Origin of the sequence: Pseudomonas sp. BN414 (assembly GCF_029871275.1) — a bacterium.
Lineage (GTDB): Bacteria > Pseudomonadota > Gammaproteobacteria > Pseudomonadales > Pseudomonadaceae > Metapseudomonas > Metapseudomonas resinovorans_C.
Map to the genome: position 1 here is coordinate 1 of NZ_SSOL01000022.1, position 15,131 is coordinate 15,131.

Here is a 15,131-nt window from a genome sequence, read left to right on the forward strand (position 1 = left end):
GGGTACGGAAACCAGGTCGCCGATCTTCAGGTTCTCGACGTCGCTGCCCTTCTCGATCACCTCACCGGTGATCTCGTGGCCGAGCACGAGGCCGACCTGGGCGGTGGTACGGCCGCGCACCATGTGCTGGTCCGAGCCGCAGATGTTGGTGGAGACGACTTTGAGGATGACCCCGTGTTCGATCTTCTTGCCGCGAGGGTCCTGCATTTTGGGGTAGTCGATCTTCTGGACTTCGACCTTGCCCGAACCTAGATAAACGACACCACGATTACCAGACATGCGTAATTCTCCGTTGTTGTTGTGAACACAAAGGCGCGGCCATTGGCCACGCGGCCTTGCACTGGAGCTTGCATCTGTTGCCGGAACCCGCCGGTGAAACCTGGCAGAGGCGGATTCCGTGAAAGTAGGGCGGGCCGGGCGGCGTTCCGCTTCAGCCCACCAAGAAGAGGACGCACCCTCTCCCCGGCCCTTTCCCTGAAGGGAGAGGGAGAAAAGCCTTATGCGTTAAGCACCACCGTGCGATTGGCGTTGAGGAACACGCGGCGTTCGATGTGGTAGCCGACGGCCTTGGCCAGGGTCAGGCACTCGATGTCGCGACCCTTGGCGATCAGGTCTTCGGGGTAGTGCGCGTGATCCACCGCCTCGACGCCCTGGGCGATGATCGGGCCTTCGTCGAGGTCGTTATTGATGTAATGCGCCGTGGCACCCACCAGCTTCACGCCCTTCTGGTAGGCCTGGTGGTACGGCTTGGCGCCCTTGAAGCCGGGCAGCAGCGAGTGGTGGATATTGATCGCCCAGCCGTCGAGCTTCTTGCACAGTTCGGGCGACAGCACCTGCATGTAGCGGGCGAGCACCACCAGCTCGGCGCCGGTGTCCTCGATCACCTGCAGCACCTTGCGCTCCTGTGACGGTTTGTCGTTCGGGTCGAGGGGGAAGTGGTGATAGGGAATCCCGTGCCAACGGGCGAGCGGTTCCAGGTCCGGGTGGTTGGACACCACCGCCACCACATCCATTTCCAACTGACCGATGCGCTGACGGTAGAGCAGGTCGTTCAGGCAGTGGTCGGCCTTGGAGACCATCAGCACCACCTTGGCGCGATAGCCCGGCGGCGTCAGCTCCACCTGCATGTCGAACGGCGCCAGGCGCTCGTCGAGGCCGGCGCGGAAGGACTGCTCGTCGAAATTGTCCGGCTGACGAAACTCGACGCGGATGAAGAAGCGCGACGACAGCCGGTCATCGAACGAATGGTGTTCGGTGACGTAGCAGCGCTGCTCGAAGAGAAAGCGCGTCACCGCATCCACGGTACCGAGCACGCTCGGGCAATGGGCGGTGAGAATCCAGGTATCGGGTGTGCGGCTCATCTCGATCTCCAACGGCGCAACAACGTAGGTTGGTGCTGAGCTTGCGAAGCCCAACAAGGAGCGCGCAGCGCTCCCTGAGGTTCTCCTGGGACTCCCGTTGTTGGGCTTCGCTGCGCTCGCGGAGCGCCGCCCGGCCCAACCTACGAAGAGCCCAGTGTCGATCAGGCCTTCACCGCCAGTCCGAACTCCGCGCTGGCGTCCTGCAGCCAGAGCCAGAAGTAGTCGGAGAAACTGCGGCGGATCAGCAGTTCCCAGGTGTCTTCGCCGGTATGGCGGATCACCAGCGAGGCCTTGGCGAAGGTGCTGCCGACGGCCTTGCCCACCGGGAAGTTGCTCGGGTGCACGTCATAGGGGGTCGACTTCATCAGCACCTCGCGGACCTTGGGTCCGGAGAGCTCGAGGATGGTCTGGCCGCCGCTGACGTTGACCACAGAGATGTGCTGGCCATCCAGCGCCTTGCGCAGGCGCTGTTCGGTCTCGAACTCCTGGCCGCTCGGCACGATCAGCAGCCACTCGTCCGGGCCCAGCCATTGCAGCGAGGTGTCGCCGCTGGCCACCAGGGTCAGCGCGACCGGCAGCTCCAGGCCCAGGGCACTGTGCACACCGCCGGCGAAGGCCGGGTCCTTGGCGTCGCCACGGATCACCAGGTGACCGAGGAGCTTCTTCTCGCGCAGGACCACGCCTGCGCTGCTCTTGCCTTTACGTGCCAGCTCATCGAGGCCGGCGTGGAACAGCGGCGATTCGGCATGGGCGGCATCAGGACGCTGTTTGTAGACGTTCACGTTAGACATTCTGGCGGTCCCCTTTCGGGTCATAGAACACGGAGCTGCAGATTTCGGCTTCGATCACGCTGCCATCGGCCAGCGGCGCGAAGACACGCTCGCCCATACGCTTGAGGCCACCCTTGACCACGGCCATGGCGAAGGAATAACCCATGGTCGAACTCATGTAGCTGGAGGTGACGTGGCCGACCATCTTCATCGGGATGGACTGCTTCGGATCGAACACCAGCTGGGCGCCTTCCGGCAGCACCTTGTTCGGGTCGATTGGCTTGAGGCCTACCAGTTGCTTGCGGTCTTCGCGCAGGCAGTCTTCGCGGTTCATGCCGCGCCAGCCGATCCACGAGAAGGCCTTGTTGCGACCCACGCACCAACCCATGTTCAGGTCGTCCGGGGTCACCGAGCCATCGGTGTCCTGACCGACGATGATGAAGCCCTTCTCGGCCCGCAGTACGTGCATGGTTTCGGTGCCGTACGGGGTCAGGTTGTACTTCTTGCCGGCCTCGACGATTTTTTCCCACACGCCCAGGGCGTAGTCGGCCTGCACGTTCACTTCGTAGGACAGCTCACCGGTGAAGGAGATGCGGAACACCCGCGCCGGTACACCGCCAACCTGGCCTTCCTTCCAGGTCATGAAGGGGAAGGCATCCTTGTCCAGGTCGATGTCGGTGACCTCGGCCAGCAGCTTGCGGCTGTTCGGACCGGACAGGGTCATGGTGGCCCAGTGGTCGGTGACCGAGGTGAAGTACACCTTCAGCTCCGGCCATTCGGTCTGGTGGTAGATCTCCAGCCATTCCATCACGCGGGCGGCACCGCCGGTGGTGGTGGTCATGATGAAGTGGTTCTCGCCGACGCAAGCGGTCACGCCGTCGTCGAAGACCATGCCGTCTTCCTTGCACATCAGGCCGTAGCGGGCCTTGCCCACGTCCAGCTTGGTCCAGGCGTTGGTGTACACGCGGTTGAGGAACTCGCGGGCATCCGGCCCCTGGATGTCGATCTTGCCCAGGGTGGACGCATCGAGGATGCCCACGCTGTCACGCACGGCCTTGCATTCGCGGGCCACGGCGGCGTGCATGTCTTCGCCGCGCTTGGGGAAGTACCACGGGCGCTTCCACTGGCCGACGTCTTCGAACTCCGCACCCTGCTCCAGGTGCCAGCGCTGCATCGCGGTGTAGCGCTTGGGCTCGAACAGGTGACCGCAGTGACGACCGGCGACAGCGCCGAAGGTTACCGGGGTGTAGTTCGGGCGGAACATGGTGGTGCCCATCTCGGCGATGCTGATGCCCATCGAGCGGGCGGCGATGGCCAGGCCGTTGATGTTGCCCAGCTTGCCCTGGTCGGTACCGAAGCCCAGCGCGGTATAGCGTTTGACGTGCTCGACCGACTCGAAGCCCTCGCGGGTGGCCAGCTCGATACCGGCGGAGGTGACGTCGTTCTGCAGGTCGACGAACTGCTTCGGCGCGCGGGACGTGGATTTGTCGTGGGGCACCTGGAACAGCGCCACCGCGGCTTCATCCTTGCGCTTCTCGGTCTTCGGCACGGTGCCTTCGACCACTTTGAATCCAGCTTCCGCAGCCGCCTTGGCACCGGCCTCGAAGCCGTCGGCCAGGGTGTCGCCGAGTGCGAACACGCCATTCACGGCACCAGCGCAGATGCGCTTCTGGAAGCCCTCGCCGGGAACGAAGGCGAGGATGTCTTCGCGCCAGGTCGGTTTGCCGCCCAGGTGCGACGCCAGGTGCACCACCGGGCTGTAGCCGCCGGAGGTGGCGATCAGGTCGCAATCCACCACTTCACCCGGGCTGGTGACCTTGTGTCCCTTCAGGTCAATGGCGCAGATGCGGGCACCGGTGACGCGCTTGCTGCCACGCGCCTCGACCACGGCGCTGCCGGTGAGGATACGCACGCCACGGGCACGGGCCTCTTCGACCCAGGCGCCACGCGGGTTGCTGCGGGCGTCGGCGACGGCCACCACTTTCTGGCCGGCGTCCAGCCAGTCCAGCACCACGCGGTAGGCGTAGTCGTTGTTGGTGGACAGCACCAGTTGGCGGCCCGGGGCCACGCCGTAGCGGTTCACATAGGTGGAGACGGCGCCGGCGAGCATGTTGCCCGGCACGTCGTTGTTCGAATACACCAGCGGACGCTCGTGAGCGCCGGCGGCCAGCACCACGCGCTTGGCGCGGACGCGGTGGACGCGGTGACGGGCCTGGCCATGGGGCGCGACTTCGCCGAGGTGGTCGGTCAGGCGCTGGTGGATAGTGAGGAAGTTGTGGTCGTGATAGCCGTTCACCGTGGCGCGCTGCAGCAGGGTCACTTCCGGCAGCTTGGCCAGTTCGGCGATGGCCTTGGTCACCCACTCCGAAGCGGGCTTGCCGTCCAGGGTCTCGCGGGTGTCGAGCAGGCTGCCGCCGAACTCTTCCTGCTCGTCAGCCAGGATCACACGGGCGCCACTGCGGCCGGCGGCCAGGGCGGCAGCGATACCGGCAGGGCCGGCGCCGACCACCAGCACGTCGCAGTACTGGTTGATGTGGTCGTAGATGTCCGGGTCGACTTCCAGGGGCGCGCGACCGAGGCCGGCGGCCTTGCGGATGTACTTCTCGTAGGTCAGCCACAGGTTCTGCGGATACATGAAGGTCTTGTAGTAGAACCCGGGCGGCATCATGCCGCCGCCGACCTTGCCGAGGATGCCCATGACGTCGTTGTTCACGTTCGGCCAGCCGTTGGTGCTGGTCGCCACCAGGCCTGCATAGAGGGCCTGCTGGGTGGCACGGACGTTCGGCACCTGGGAGCTCTCGGTGGAACCGATCTGCAGCACGGCGTTGGGCTCTTCCGCACCGGCGGCGACGATGCCGCGCGGACGGGAGTACTTGAAGCTGCGGCCGATGATATCGACGCCGTTGGCCAACAGAGCAGCGGCCAGGGTGTCACCGGCGAAGCCCTGATAGTTCTGGCCGTTGAAGGTGAAGGTCAGCGGTTGGCTGCGATCGACGCGACCACCCTTGGGAAGGCGATTGACCTGGCTCATGCCGTTACTCCTGCGGTCGCGGTTTTCTTGTCGCCGACGTTGGCCTCGGTGACAGTGGGCTTCTCACCGATCTTGTAGGTTTCGAGGATTTCGTAGCTCACGGTGTGGCGTGTGGCATTGAAGTACTTGCGGCAGCCGGCGGCGTGCACCCACAGCTCGTGGTGGATGCCGCGCGGGTTGTCGCGGAAGAAGATGTAGTCGCCCCACTCCTCGTCGGTGCAGGCGTTGGCGTCCAGGGGGCGCGGGATGTGCGCCTGGCCCTTGGCGTGGAATTCCTCTTCGGAGCGCAGCTCGCCACAGTAGGGGCAGAAAATGTGCAGCATGGCGATTCTCCTTAGTGAGCCACGGCAGCGGCGCCGTGCTCGTCGATCAGTGCGCCGGTATGGAAACGGTCGATGGAGAAGGGCTTGGCCAGCGGGTGCATCTCGCCACGCGCCAGGCTCGCCGCGAAGACGTGGCCCGAACCCGGAGTGGCCTTGAAGCCGCCGGTGCCCCAGCCGCAGTTGAAGAACAGGTTCTTCACTGGGGTCTTGGAGATGATCGGGCAAGCGTCCGGAGTGGTATCCACGATGCCGCCCCACTGACGGTTCATGCGCACGCGGGAGAGGATCGGGAACATCTCCACGATCGCCTGCAGGGTGTGCTCGATGGTCCCGTAGGAGCCGCGCTGGCCGTAGCCGTTGTAGCCGTCGATACCGGCACCGATGACCAGGTCGCCCTTGTCCGACTGGCTGATGTAGCCATGCACGGCGTTGGACATGATCACGCTGTGGATGATCGGCTTGATCGGCTCGGACACCAGGGCCTGCAGCGGGTGGGATTCCAGCGGCAGACGGAAGCCGGCCTGCTTGGCCATGTGGCCGGAGTTACCGGCGGTGACCACGCCGACGCGCTTGGCGCCGATGAAGCCGCGGTTGGTTTCGACACCGATCACCGCACCATCCTGCTTGCGGAAACCGAGTACCTCGGTGTTCTGCAGCAGGTCGACGCCCAGGGCGTCGGCGGCACGAGCGTAGCCCCAGGCTACGGCGTCATGGCGGGCCACGCCCCCACGACGCTGAACGGTGGAACCCATGATTGGGTAACGAGTGCTCTTGCTGCAGTCGAGGAAGGGGATCTCCTCGGCTACCTGGCGAGCATCCAGCAGTTCGCCATCCACGCCGTTCAGGCGGTTGGCGTTGACCCGGCGAGCCGAGTCACGCATGTCTTGCAGGGTGTGGCAGAGGTTGTAGACGCCACGCTGGGAGAACATCACGTTGTAGTTCAGGTCCTGGGAGAGGCCTTCCCACAGTTTCATCGCGTGTTCGTACAGCTGCGCCGCCTCGTCCCACAGGTAGTTGGAGCGGACGATGGTGGTGTTGCGCGCGGTGTTGCCGCCGCCCAGCCAGCCCTTCTCCACCACCGCGACGTTCTTCACGCCGAATTCCTTGGCCAGGTAGTAGGCAGTGGCCAGGCCGTGGCCGCCACCGCCGACGATGATCACGTCATAGACCGGCTTCGGCGTCGGGTTGCGCCACATGCGTTGCCAGTTCTCGTGGTGGCTCAGGGAGTGCTTGAACAGACCGAAGCCGGAATAACGTTGCATGTTCGGACTCCTGGATTAGCGGTAGACAGGGAAGTCGGCGCAGAGGCCGGCGACCTGCTTGGCCACCTGAGCTTCGACGTCGGCATCGCCGAGGTGGTCGAGGATGTCGCAGATCCAGCCAGCCAGCTCGGTGCTCTGGGCTTCCTTGAAGCCACGGCTGGTGATGGCCGGGGTGCCGATGCGTACGCCGGAAGTCACGAAGGGCGACTGCGGGTCGTTCGGCACGGCGTTCTTGTTCACGGTGATGCCGGCGCGGCCGAGGGCGGCGTCCGCTTCCTTGCCGGTCTTGCCCTGCTTGATCAGGCTGACCAGGAACAGGTGGTTGTCGGTACCGCCGGAGACCACGTCGTAGCCGCGATCGATGAACACGCTGGCCATGGCCTTGGCGTTCTTGATCACCTGGGCCTGATACTCCTTGAAGCCGGGCTCCAGCGCTTCCTTGAAGCACACGGCCTTGGCGGCGATCACGTGCATCAGCGGGCCGCCCTGGGCGCCGGGGAACACGGCGGAGTTCAGCTTCTTCTCGATCTCTTCGTTGGACTTGGCCAGGATCAGGCCGCCACGCGGACCGCGCAGGGTCTTGTGGGTGGTGGTGGTGACCACATCGGCGTAGGGCAGCGGGTTCGGGTACAGGCCAGCGGCGACCAGGCCGGCAACGTGGGCCATGTCGACGAACAGCAGTGCACCGACCTTGTCGGCGATGGCGCGGAAGCGCGGGAAGTCGAGGGTCTTGGAGTAGGCGGAGAAGCCGGCGACGATCATCTTCGGCTTGTGCTCCACAGCCAGGCGCTCGACTTCGTCGTAATCGATCAGGCCGGTGGCGGTGTCCAGGCCGTACTGCACGGCGTTGTACAGCTTGCCGGAGGAGGAGACTTTGGCGCCGTGGGTCAGGTGGCCGCCGTGGGCCAGGCTCATGCCGAGAATGGTGTCGCCGGCGTTCAGCAGGGCCAGGTAGACGGCGCTGTTGGCTTGGGAGCCGGAGTGCGGCTGGACGTTGGCGTAGTCGGCGCCGAAGAGCTGCTTGGCGCGGTCGATGGCCAGTTGCTCAACCTTATCGACGAACTCGCAGCCACCGTAGTAGCGCTTGCCCGGGTAGCCTTCGGCGTATTTGTTGGTCAGGCCGCTGCCTTGGGCTTCCATTACGCGCTTGCTGGTGTAGTTCTCCGAGGCGATCAGCTCGATGTGGTCTTCCTGACGCTGCTCTTCTTCCTGAATCGCGCTGAACAGTTCGTCGTCGTAACCCTGGATCTGGTCTTGCTTGCTGAACATCGATGATCTCCTGCGACAACCCGCTGTCGTCTCTGTTGTTTTGGGGGCTTGGCGCCTGCCGCTGCAATACGGTCGGTGCCAGCCTGTTGCGGCCGATTGTGCGAGTTAGTCCGACACCCCGTTTGCCTGTTTGCGACGTGTAAATGCCCAAACCTACCCTGGCAGCGAAGTAATACCGTTCGATTACCGAAGACCTCTCCGCCAGCCCCCGGATAGCGCGCAGGGACGCCGCTGATGCGGGCCTGGAATGGGTGTAAGCTGGACCCCGGCGCAGGCCGGCTCCGGCGCCGCAGAACAATAAAAAGACAGAACTGCATTTCGACTTCTGCCTCACCCGCCAATACCCAAAAACGACAGTCGATGCAGTGGAGGAAGAACCCATGGCTGTTGCGAATCTTGCGCCGCCGTCCGTCGACGAAATCCAGGCCCAGTCCCGGCCTGACGCAGTGAAGACCTTCGGTTTCCTGCTGATCCCCAACTTCACCACCATCGGCTTCGCTTCGGCGATCGAGACCCTGCGCATGGCCAACCTGGCCGCCAAGCGCACGCTGTTCCGTACCCTGCTGATCGCCGCCGACCACGAGCCGGTGCAAGCCAGCAATGGCATGCGCGTGGTCCCCGACTACAGCCTCGAGGACGCCCCCACACTGGACGCCCTGTTCGTCGTCGGCTCCAACCCCATGCCGACCCGTTACGACCGGCGCCTGCTCAACTGGGTGCGCAAGCTGTCCCAGCACGGCGTGGCGCTGGGCGGCATCTGCACCGGCAGTCACTTGCTGGCCAGTGCCGAGTTGCTCAAGGGCTATCGCTGCACGGTGCACTGGGAAGACATCGAGCAGGTAAAGGACAAGTTTCCCGGCATCGTCATTTCCAACCAGCTGTTCGAGCTGGATCGCGACCGCTACACCTGCTCCGGCGGCACCGCGTCCATGGACATGACCCTGCAACTGATCGCACGCGAGCCGGGCGGCGTGGAGATCGCCACCCGTGCCGCGGAGCTGCTGCTCTGCGACCGCATGCGCGGCGCCCGCGAGCAACAGCGCGTTCCGCTGCGACAGAAGCTCGGCCACGCTCAGCCGAAGCTGAGCCAGATTGTCGCGATCATGGAAGCCAACCTGGAGGAACCGCTGGAGCTGGAAGAGCTGGCGCAGCTCAATGAGGTGTCGGTACGCCAACTGGAACGGCTGTTCCACAAATACCTGGACCGCACGCCCAGCCAGTACTACCTGGAACTGCGCCTGAACCGCGCCCGCGACCTGCTGCTGCGCAGCGAGTCCCAGGTCCGCGACATTGCCCTGGCCTGCGGCTTCGCCTCGCCGGCGCACTTCTCCAAGTGCTACAGCCGCTTCTTCGGCCATTCGCCGCGCGGGGAGCGCAAGCAGAGCCCGTTGCATGCCTGAGGCCTCCACCGACGTCGCTTTCCGGTGGGACTGCTCTTCTGTGGGGGCGAATTCATTCGCGAAATGGGCGCCCAAACAAAAACGCCGCCCCCTCTCGGGGGCGGCGTTTTCTATTCAGGACTGCCCTCAGTCGTCCGCCAGGGCCCGGTGCGCCGTCTCGCTGATGCAGAGCATCGCCAGCAGGGCCACGGCCGCTGCCGCTACCAACATCCAGGCTGGCGCGAGCTTGTCGCCGGTCTGGCTGATCAGCCAGGTGGCGATGAAGGGCGCCGTCCCGCCAAACAGCGCGTTCGCCGTATTGAAGCTGAAGGCGAAGCCGCTGTAGCGCACCCGCGTCGGGAAGACCTCGGCGAGGAAGCACGGCAGGGTGCCGTCGTTCATCGCCAGCATCAGGCCGAAGGCGATCTGGATCAGCAGAATGAAGGCGAAGCCCTGCCCTTCCAGCAGGCCGAACAGCGGCACCGTAAGCCCGAGGAACAGCAGTGACGCGGCGATCAGCATGGTCTTGCGGCCGAAACGGTCGGACAGCTTGCCCATCAGGAAGATGAAACCGATGTAGGTCGCCAGCGACACGGTGGACGCCAGGAAGGAGTCGGTTTCGGTCATGCCCATCTCGGTGGAGAGGTAGGTCGGCATGTAGCTGAGGATCAGGTAGAAGGCCACCGCGTTGAGGCAGGTGACACCGATGGCCACCAGCACCTTCCTGCGGTGCACGCCCATGAGTTCGCGGATCGGCACCTTGTGCCCGGCTTCCTTCTGCTCCATCGCCTGCTCCATTTCACGGAACTTGGGCGTGTCCTGCAGATGCAGGCGAATGTAGCGACCGATCAGCCCCAGAGGCGCCGCCAGCAGGAACGGAATGCGCCAGCCCCAACTGTGCAGTTGCTCGGTATCCAGTTGCGAATAGAGCAGCGCCGCGAACAGCGAGCCGAACAGCAACCCCGCCGCCGTACTGGCCGGCACCAGGCAGGTGTAGAAACCGCGTTTGTTGTCGGGGGCGTATTCGGCGAGGAAGGCTGCCGCGCCGGCGTATTCCCCAGAGGCCGAGAAGCCCTGTACCAGGCGAATCAGCAGGAGCAACAGCGGCGCCAACATGCCCACTTGGGCGTAGGTGGGCAGCAGCGCGATGCAGAAGGTGGCGCCGGACATGATGAGGATGGACAGGGACAGGGCATTACGCCGGCCGTAACGGTCGCCGATATGACCCCAGACGATGCCCCCGATGGGGCGGATGATGAAGGAAATGGCGAACACCGCGAAGGCCGCCAGCAGGCCGGTGGTCTTGTCGGTGGCGGGGAAGAACACCACCGCGATCACCGCGGCCAGGTAGCCGTAGGCGGCGTAGTCGAACCACTCGACGAAGTTGCCGATGAAACTGGCGGTTGCCGCGCGGCGGAGGGTGCTGCGCTCGCTGCTGGCCATCTGGCTTCCGGCCTGGCCGTAAGCCAGGGTCTGGTTGGAGGTACTCATCGGGCACCTCCTTCACGCGGGAGATTCCGGCTGCTTGGAGTATGGACGGGAGTACCCCGGCCATGGGTGAAGGGAATACTGTCGGCCGCTCCGCGAAGGAGCTCTCCTGAAACGAAAATGACCATCGCCTGTACCTCTATTGTTATGTGGTGAATGTTCGGCAGCGGGTAGTCAAAAGCTGGCGCGTGCACAGAGCTGGGCCCGGTGAATGCCGCGCGTCGGTTGTTGTTGTGGTCACACTGGAAAACACGGCCCGCGCAGGAGGTCGGCGCTGCGCGGGCGCGGGGTGAATCATTTGCGGATGATGTTTTTCTCCGGGCCGTAGGGGAACTTGGTGATGTTCTCGGCACCGCTCTCGTTGACGATCAGGATGTCGTGTTCGCGATAACCGCCGGCACCCGGCAAGCCTTCCGGCAGCATGATCATTGGCTCCATGGACACCACCATGCCCGGCTCCAGCACGGTGTCGATGTCCTCGCGCAGCTCCAGCCCGGCCTCGCGGCCGTAGTAGTGGCTGAGAGTGCCGAAGGAGTGGCCGTAGCCGAAGGTGCGGTACTGCAACACGTCGTGCTTGAGGAAGATTTCGTTCAGCTCACGGGCGATATCGCTGCAGCGCGCACCGGGCTTGATCAGCTTCAGGCCGGCTTCATGCACCTCGACATTGACCTGCCACAGGCGCAGGTGGTCGTCCGAGCAATGGTCCAGGAAGAGGGTGCGCTCCAGCGCGGTGTAGTAGCCGGCGATCATCGGGAAGCAGTTGAGGCTGAGGATGTCGCCCTTGTTCACCTTGCGGGTGGTCACCGGGTTGTGCGCGCCGTCGGTGTTGATGCCGGACTGGAACCAGGTCCAGGTGTCCATCAGCTCTAAGTCGTCGAAGGTGTCGGCAATGGCGCGGACCATGGCCTGGGTGGCGTGCAGCGCCACTTCGTATTCCGGCACCTGGTCGCGCAGGGCTTCGACCACCGCCGCGCCACCGATGTCGGCGATGCGTGCGCCATGACGGATCATCACGTGCTCTTCGGCGGACTTGATCATGCGCATGCGCATGCACGCAGCGGCCACGTCCACCAGCTCGGCGTCCGGATAGCGCGCGGCCAGCTTGTCGCGGTTCTGCAGGTTCAGGTGGTCATGCTCGATGCCGATGCGGCGGGCCTTGGGCAGCGCCTGCTGGATGGCGACGAAGTAGTTATCGCGCTGCCAGTCGGTGTAGACGATGTTGTCGGTGCCGACGGTGCGGCGCCACGGCTGGCCGCCGTCGATATTGGCGCTGATGCTGATGACGTCGTCCTGGGTCACCACCAGCGCATAGGGGCGGCCGAAGGAGCAGTAGAGGAAGTCGGAGTAGTAGTTGATGTTGTGGTACGAGGTGAAGATCGCGGCGTCGATGTTCTCCGCTGCCAGGTGGGCGCGCAGCTTGGCGTGGCGGTTGGCGTATTCCTGGGCGGTGAAGGTGGAGCGAACCTTGTCGCCGTTACGGATGCGGAGTGTCTTGGGCATTTGCATGGCGGTGAACCCTTGTTGTTTTCCACTGACTCGACACACCGGATTGGCGGGCCGTTGGACAGCATTGCAACAGAAGCCCCGGGGTGTTTTTTGTACGTATCCGACCCGAAGTTGGTCAGATCCGCTGGGGGAATATGAAAGTCCGAGAGTCGCCCCGCCACCCTCACCCCAGCCCTCTCCCAGAGGGAGAGGGGGCTATCCGTGCAGGGGCATGACCGAGTGTCACCCCTCTCCCTCCGGGGTGAAGAGGCACGCTTTCGGAAGCACCGCTTCCGGTGGCGATGAACGCCTGAACGCGAAGCGCTCAGGCTGGGGCGCAGGGCGGGGGCCGGGGCTGAGGGAAGTTGGGATTAGCTCGGACCGAAACGATCTTCTGTAGGGGCGAATTCATTCGCCAAGGGCGGCGCAGCTGCCCCCTGTAACCCCCATTGGCAGACCTTCGGCCTGCTTGGCGAATGAATTCGCCCCTACAAGGGAAACGCCCTACTCCGAGCCCAGCCCACAAAAAAAACAGGCCCGAACCGTGCTGCCAGGCACGGGCGGGCCCGAAGGTGGTGTCACTCGGTATCAGTGCATGGCGCTGCGGCAGAGCTGCGGCTTGTCCAGCCGCTCGGTGCTGGGCGGGATGCCGAAGTGCTCGCGGTAGCACTTGGAGAAGTTCTGCGCAGACAGGAAGCCGCAACCAAAGGCTACCTGCACCACCGGCAGCGCGGTCTGGCGCAGCAGCTGGCGGGCGCGAAGCAGGCGCAGTTTCAGGTAGTGGCGCGATGGCGAGCAGCGCAGGTACTTCTGGAACAGCCTTTCCAACTGACGACGGGACAGCTCGACGAAGCTGGCCAGATCGTCGAGGTCGAGGGGTTCCTCCAGGTTCGCCTCCATCAGCGCGACCACCTCCTGCAGCTTGGGCTGGGCGCTGGCCAGCGCTTCGCGCAGGGTCATCCGGCTGGCCCAGGCCGGGACGCTTTCGCTGCACGGAAGCAGGCCGGCCTCGACCAACAGTGCACGAGCGGATTCCAGCGCGCCCAGCCTCACGCCGCGGGCGGCCAGATCGCGGAGCTGCGCGAGCAATCCGGCGTGAGCCAGCGGAGCGCCGTCGCCGCCGCAGACAATCAGGGTGTCCAACCCGCTTGCCTCGGCGAGACTGCCTTCGGCCGTCAGCTGCAGGCCGTTGCCGGCGCGCACCGGGTTGCCGTCGAACGTCAGCATGCACCAGCGATAGCGGTCCGCTCCGGGCTGCTGGTTGGCCAGGCGCAGCGGCTCGAGCGAGCCGGCCAGGGCGATCAGGCTGCAGTCCTCCAACAACAGGAAACCGATGGATTGGAGGCAGTGTTCAGACGGCGGCAGGGCTTGATAGGCGGTCATGGCATCAGCACTCCACGGCGCTCACGGCCAGGCCACCGCGCGAGGTTTCCTTGTACTTGTCGTGCATGTCGGCGCCGGTGTCGCGCATGGTGCGGATCACCTGGTCCAGCGAGATGAAGTGCTCGCCGTCGCCGCGCAGGGCCATCTGCGCCGCGTTGATCGCCTTCACCGCGGCAATCGCGTTGCGCTCGATGCAGGGCACCTGCACCAGCCCGCCCACCGGATCGCAGGTCAGCCCGAGGTTGTGTTCCAGGCCGATCTCGGCGGCGTTCTCCAGCTGCGCCGGGGTCGCCCCCAGCACTTCCGCCAACCCCGCGGCCGCCATCGCGCAGGCCGAGCCGACTTCGCCCTGGCAGCCGACTTCGGCGCCGGAGATCGAGGCGTTTTTCTTGCAGAGGATGCCGACGGCGGCTGCGCCGAGGAAGAAGTGCACCACGTCGTCGTCGGTGGCCTCGGGGTTGAAGCGCATGTAGTAGTGCAGCACCGCCGGGATGATTCCGGCCGCGCCGTTGGTGGGTGCGGTGACCATGCGCCCGCCGGCGGCGTTTTCCTCGTTCACCGCCAGGGCGTAGAGGTTGACCCATTCCATGGCGCTCATGGTGCTGCCGATCACGTTGGGCTTGCCCAGCTCCTGCAGGCTGCGGTGCAGCTTCGCCGCGCGCCGGCGCACATTGAGCCCGCCGGGGAGGATGCCTTCGTGACCGAGGCCGTTGGTCACGCATTCCTGCATGGCGTCCCACAGTTTCAGCAGCCCGCTACGAATCTCCGCCTCGCTGCGCCAGGCCTTCTCGTTGGCCAGCATCAGCTCGGAGATGCGCAGGTTGTGGCGCTGGCAAAGCTCCAGCAGCTCTTCGGCGCTGGAGAAGTCGTAGGGCAGTGCGGTGGCGTCCTGGTCCAGCTGGCCGGACTTCGCCTGGGCCTCGTCGACGACGAAGCCGCCGCCGATGGAGTAGTAGGTGTCGCGGTGCAGTTCACCCGCCGCGCCTTCGACGATCAGGGTCATGGCGTTGGGGTGGTACGGCAGGTTCTCGTCCAGCAACAGCAGGTCGCGGTTCCAGTCGAAGGCCACCGGGTGACTGCCATCGAGCCGCAGTTCGCGGCTTTCCCGCAGCGCCTCGATGCGCGGGGCGATCTGCTTCGGGTCGACGCGGTCCGGCCACTCGCCCATCAGCCCGATCAGGGTCGCGCGGTCGGTGCCGTGGCCGACACCGGTGGCCGACAGCGAGCCGTACAGGCGCACCTCGACGCGCGTCACCTGGGCCAGCAGGCCGCGCTCGCGCAGTGCCGTGGCGAACAGCGCCGCCGCCCGCATCGGGCCCACGGTGTGCGAGCTGGAAGGGCCGATACCGATCTTGAACAGGTCGAACACGCTGATGGCCA

At 65.0% G+C, this 15,131-nt stretch carries 12 protein-coding genes; 1 reads left to right on the forward strand and 11 read right to left on the reverse strand.

Translation table 11 applies throughout. The annotated features are described in order from the left end of the window. The 7 genes from E8E95_RS01940 to glyA form a co-directional block, all read right to left on the reverse strand. Positions 1 to 279, reverse strand: a 279-nt coding sequence (locus E8E95_RS01940) for an alcohol dehydrogenase catalytic domain-containing protein (protein WP_280347741.1), incomplete at its 3' end; no start/stop codon positions are given. A 218-nt stretch (positions 280 to 497) separates the two neighbouring features. After that, positions 498 to 1,361 carry a formyltetrahydrofolate deformylase gene (gene purU / locus E8E95_RS01945; protein WP_280347743.1) on the reverse strand — a complete coding sequence of 288 codons (864 nt, stop codon included), beginning with the start codon at positions 1,359 to 1,361 and terminating at the stop codon, positions 498 to 500. Between the two features lie 161 nt (positions 1,362 to 1,522). Further along, positions 1,523 to 2,152, reverse strand: coding sequence for a sarcosine oxidase subunit gamma family protein (gene soxG / locus E8E95_RS01950; RefSeq protein ID WP_179058020.1), 630 nt, complete (start codon positions 2,150 to 2,152; stop codon positions 1,523 to 1,525). Beyond that, on the reverse strand, positions 2,145 to 5,162 hold the full coding sequence (locus tag E8E95_RS01955) for a sarcosine oxidase subunit alpha (protein ID WP_280347746.1): 3,018 nt from the start codon (positions 5,160 to 5,162) through the stop codon (positions 2,145 to 2,147). The genes soxG and E8E95_RS01955 overlap by 8 nt, the downstream gene beginning before the upstream one ends. Continuing rightward, complete coding sequence (locus E8E95_RS01960; RefSeq protein ID WP_280347748.1) at positions 5,159 to 5,485, reverse strand: sarcosine oxidase subunit delta; 327 nt, start codon at positions 5,483 to 5,485, stop codon at positions 5,159 to 5,161. The genes E8E95_RS01955 and E8E95_RS01960 overlap by 4 nt, the downstream gene beginning before the upstream one ends. 11 nt (positions 5,486 to 5,496) lie before the next feature. Next, positions 5,497 to 6,747 carry a sarcosine oxidase subunit beta gene (locus E8E95_RS01965; RefSeq protein WP_077520519.1) on the reverse strand — a complete coding sequence of 417 codons (1,251 nt, stop codon included), beginning with the start codon at positions 6,745 to 6,747 and terminating at the stop codon, positions 5,497 to 5,499. A gap of 15 nt (positions 6,748 to 6,762) precedes the next feature. Continuing rightward, a complete protein-coding gene (gene glyA, locus E8E95_RS01970) occupies positions 6,763 to 8,016 on the reverse strand; it encodes a serine hydroxymethyltransferase (RefSeq protein ID WP_280347752.1) in 1,254 nt (417 codons plus the stop codon). A gap of 380 nt (positions 8,017 to 8,396) precedes the next feature. On the opposite strand from glyA, the gene E8E95_RS01975 reads away from it, so the two are divergent. Continuing rightward, complete coding sequence (locus tag E8E95_RS01975; RefSeq protein WP_280347756.1) at positions 8,397 to 9,416, forward strand: GlxA family transcriptional regulator; 1,020 nt, start codon at positions 8,397 to 8,399, stop codon at positions 9,414 to 9,416. Positions 9,417 to 9,542: 126 nt separating this feature from the next. Here E8E95_RS01975 and E8E95_RS01980 read toward each other — a convergent pair whose 3' ends face one another. From E8E95_RS01980 to E8E95_RS01995, 4 genes are all read right to left on the reverse strand, one after another. Further along, positions 9,543 to 10,886, reverse strand: coding sequence for an MFS transporter (locus tag E8E95_RS01980; protein WP_280347758.1), 1,344 nt, complete (start codon positions 10,884 to 10,886; stop codon positions 9,543 to 9,545). Positions 10,887 to 11,177: 291 nt separating this feature from the next. After that, the gene (locus E8E95_RS01985) at positions 11,178 to 12,389 is read right to left on the reverse strand and encodes a M24 family metallopeptidase (RefSeq protein WP_280347760.1); all 1,212 of its coding nucleotides are present in this window, start codon (positions 12,387 to 12,389) and stop codon (positions 11,178 to 11,180) included. Between the two features lie 567 nt (positions 12,390 to 12,956). Beyond that, on the reverse strand, positions 12,957 to 13,751 hold the full coding sequence (locus E8E95_RS01990; RefSeq protein ID WP_280347762.1) for a helix-turn-helix domain-containing protein: 795 nt from the start codon (positions 13,749 to 13,751) through the stop codon (positions 12,957 to 12,959). Between the two features lie 4 nt (positions 13,752 to 13,755). After that, a partial coding sequence (locus E8E95_RS01995; protein WP_280347764.1) for an L-serine ammonia-lyase occupies positions 13,756 to 15,131 on the reverse strand: 1,376 nt, incomplete at its 5' end.